The following is a 3,350-nucleotide window of genomic DNA, read 5'->3' on the forward strand; positions in this document are numbered from 1 at the left end:
ACTCACACTCACGCATGCTTACTGTAATTACCTCGGGTCTAGCCATCGTCTGGCGTCTCCATTGCATCAACCGGGCAGGCTGAATACCATGGAAAGGCGCCTCAGGCGGACATTTGAACTTTGCCAGAACCGGACATTACAACTTTGCCGCTACAATCAAAAAACGCACAATGAGGATTATGTTAAGTCGCACTCAAGCGAGCGTGAGATCAGTCTGTCGTTTAACCGGTTAAACGACACTGGTACATGCAGTATTAGAGACATATCGGAAGGACTCTGGAAAACCGTGATCCCTGTGTATTTATACAGCATACTAGTTCACGGCTACCGCCTCCGACTATGCCAACTCCCGCACCTGAATCCATCCACCCCGCCCTCTGTGTGCTGATATTGCCGACCTGTCCCATACATCCTTTCCCCGGATGAGGTCCGTGGCCTCGCGCAGCCTCCGTCGAGCCAAGCAGCCGGATGCGAACTGGCTCCTATCGTGCGCGGCGCAATCCCGCACGAGATCCGGGTCGCCTTGGGCACGGACGTTGCACTTCGCATCGCATCGCATCGCATGGGGCGATGCAAGTGTTCGCGAAGAAGGAGACGTCATGGGATCTCACAGAAAGATGGCGCTGATCAAAGCTCTTCATCCCACACAGCTCACCTTGGGTATGGATCATGTTCGACAAAAAATGGACGCGAGCCAGGCTCATGAAGCGACACTCCAGGAGTTCATGGAGCGACATCCCGTCAAGACCGTTTTGGGTCCAAATGGTCAACTCTATATCATTGACCACCACCACTGGGCCCGCGCATGGCTGGAACTCGGCAAAGAACAGACACCGATTGTTGTTGTGCGAGACCTGCACAAGCTTGGAAAGAGTGCCTTCTGGCAACGAATGTCAGAGTTGGGCGATGTCCATCCCTACGACGCGCACGGTGTTCGCCAAGGGATCTCAGCGTTGCCCCCAACTGTCGAAGGAATGATCGATGACCCATACCGCAGCCTCGCGGCGTTCGCGCGGAACGCAGGCGGGTACAGAAAGCCTAAATGCGCCTACGCTGATTTTCAGTGGGCGGCATTCTTCCGCAAGCATGTGAAGGGCGATTTGCGTACCATTCACGGCTTCGCCCAGGCGCTAGCTGACGCGACGCGTCTTGCGCGCAGCCGCACAGCCCGTAAGCTTCCAGGCTATCTGGGCGCCTAGTGAATCTGACGACCCCGGTACTTTGGATCGACGCACGAAGCTGATTTTTCCATCGCGTTCCATGACAATCCGATCCACCCGCGATAGCGATTCCGTCTGCAAGCACTCGCGGAGCGCCGACCACGGCGCGAAGCCGACTGCCGCACTTTACGGGATGCCGGTTCCGCCCGATGAGCCAAAGACCTGGCCGGTCACGTAGCTCGAATCCAGCGCCGCGAGCTGCACGTAGAGCGGCGCGATTTCCGCCGGTTGGCCTGGTCTGCCCATAGGGGTGTCCGATCCGAACTTCTTCAGCTTCTCCGCCGTTTGTCCTCCAGTGACTTGCAACACCGTCCAGAACGGGCCGGGCGCGACGGCGTTGACCCGAATCCCGCGACGCGCCATCTGTTTGGYGAGTCCCTTGGTAAAGTTGGTAATCGTGGCCTTAGTCGCGGCGTAATCAAGCAAGTTCTCGGATGGATCGGTGGCATTTACCGAGCTGGTGTTGATGATGGTGGCGCCCGGCGGCAGGTGCGGAACCGCAGCCTTGGTGATCCAGAACATGGCATAGACGTTTGTCTTGAAGGTCCAGTCGAATTGTTCCGTTGTGATATCAAGGATAGAGTCGGCACTGTGTTGCCGGCCCGCGTTATTGACCAGAATATCCAGCCCTCCTAGGCCGCGCACCGCAGACGCCACGAGCGAACGGCAAAATGCTTCGTCCCGGATATCGCCGGGCAGCGCGACTGCCTTACGCCCTGCCTCCTGGATCAGCTGCACGACCTCCCTGGCATCGGGCTCTTCGGCGGGCAGATAGCTGATGGCGACGTCTGCTCCTTCGCGTGCGAACGCGATCGCCGCCGCACGGCCGATACCGGAATCACCGCCAGTGATGAGTGCCTTGCGTCCCGCGAGTCGGCCAGAACCCCGATAGCTAATTTCGCCATGGTCGGGCCGTGGCGTCATTTTGTCTGCAAGTCCGGGCCACTGCTGGGTCTGTTCGGAGAAAGGCGGGCCGGGATACGCGTGCCTGGGATCGCGCAGCCGCAGCGTGCTTGTAGGGCCTCCCCCCACTGCGGCACTTGGCGCCTCGCCCGGCCCCCCGGCAGACGCTATCGAGACCATCAGCGAGGTGCCCGCTCCACGACCCAGCCGCCGCCGGGCCGGTGAGATATCGTCATTGGACACGATGATTCCTCCTGTAACGTCGGATAGCTGGGCAGTCTGCTTGCAGCCATACCCAGTCGATGACCGACGACGAGCAATACCCAGGCCAGGCGCATTCGACAGCAGGCGAAATCACCCCCATCTAGAGGTAGCTCGCTCATAGTGATTGCCAGTGCAGATGGATCCACGTGTGTAGAAACTGCGCGCCTGGGGAATCCTTGCAGGTAAAAGAGTGTGAATGGGCCGGACCAGGGCGAGGCGCGATCCGGCACGCCGGGACGCTTCGGTTGGCGGCAGTCAAGTTTACGGAGGGCGTCTCCGTGCTGCGAATGGCATCAGGCTGGCGCGGAAGAAAGCTGCAACGGAAATTCGTCGAACTCGCGGTATCGTCGACGGGTGGTTGGCCATGGCTCCCTCGTGCAATGTTCGTCACAGGAACATGCTCGCCGCTAACCCGGCGATCGCCAAGCACATCGCAGCAGTCGCAATCCATGCGACGGCCTGCAAGGCCCTGGGAGAAGCGAACTGGCCCATGACGGCGCGGCTGCGCGACAGAAGCTGCAGCATCACCATGACCGGCGCTGCAGCCACCCCGTTCAGCACGGCGCTCCAGTAGAGCATCTTGAACGGGTCAAAGGGCAACAGACACAGCATCGTGCCAATTACCATGACCGCCGCCAGGACAAGATAAAATGCCTTCGCTTTCGATGGTATTGCTTCAAGACTGCGATGCCAACGGAACGCCTCCGCGACCGCGTACGCCGCTGAACCTGCCAACACCGGGACTGCGAGCAGGCCGGTCCCTATCACGCCCGCGCAGAACAGCAACTCGGCGAACCGTCCGGCGACTGGCGCGAGCGCCCTAGTACTACTGTGTTAACAACTACTCGGTTTTCCGACCGCAGCACGGGCACCGTTCAAGGCGGGCAAGCAGTGCGGCAGCGAGCTCCAATCGCAGCGTGGCGATAGAATCTGCCACATGACGCTGCTTACGCAGGGGTGCCC

The 3,350-nt window shown here is 59.9% G+C and carries 2 protein-coding genes and 1 pseudogene; 1 reads left to right on the forward strand and 2 read right to left on the reverse strand.

Annotated features, from left to right (window positions below):
- The first annotated feature begins 599 nt into the window (after nucleotides 1-599).
- Complete coding sequence (locus AC1DQ3_RS36265; protein WP_477124911.1) at nucleotides 600-1,199, forward strand: ParB-like protein; 600 nt, start codon at nucleotides 600-602, stop codon at nucleotides 1,197-1,199.
- A 147-nt stretch (nucleotides 1,200-1,346) separates the two neighbouring features.
- Here the strand turns inward: AC1DQ3_RS36265 and AC1DQ3_RS36270 are convergent, their stop codons facing one another.
- Together AC1DQ3_RS36270 and AC1DQ3_RS36275 are read right to left on the reverse strand one after the other, a co-directional pair.
- Nucleotides 1,347-2,366, reverse strand: a complete 1,020-nt coding sequence (locus tag AC1DQ3_RS36270; protein WP_477124912.1) for an SDR family oxidoreductase — start codon at nucleotides 2,364-2,366, stop codon at nucleotides 1,347-1,349.
- Nucleotides 2,367-2,774: 408 nt separating this feature from the next.
- Nucleotides 2,775-3,200 (reverse strand): annotated as a pseudogene (locus AC1DQ3_RS36275) (divalent metal cation transporter); the annotation flags it as partial.
- Nucleotides 3,201-3,350: the final 150 nt, after the last annotated feature.

The sequence above is a fragment of the Cupriavidus sp. 01T418 genome (assembly GCF_056398885.1).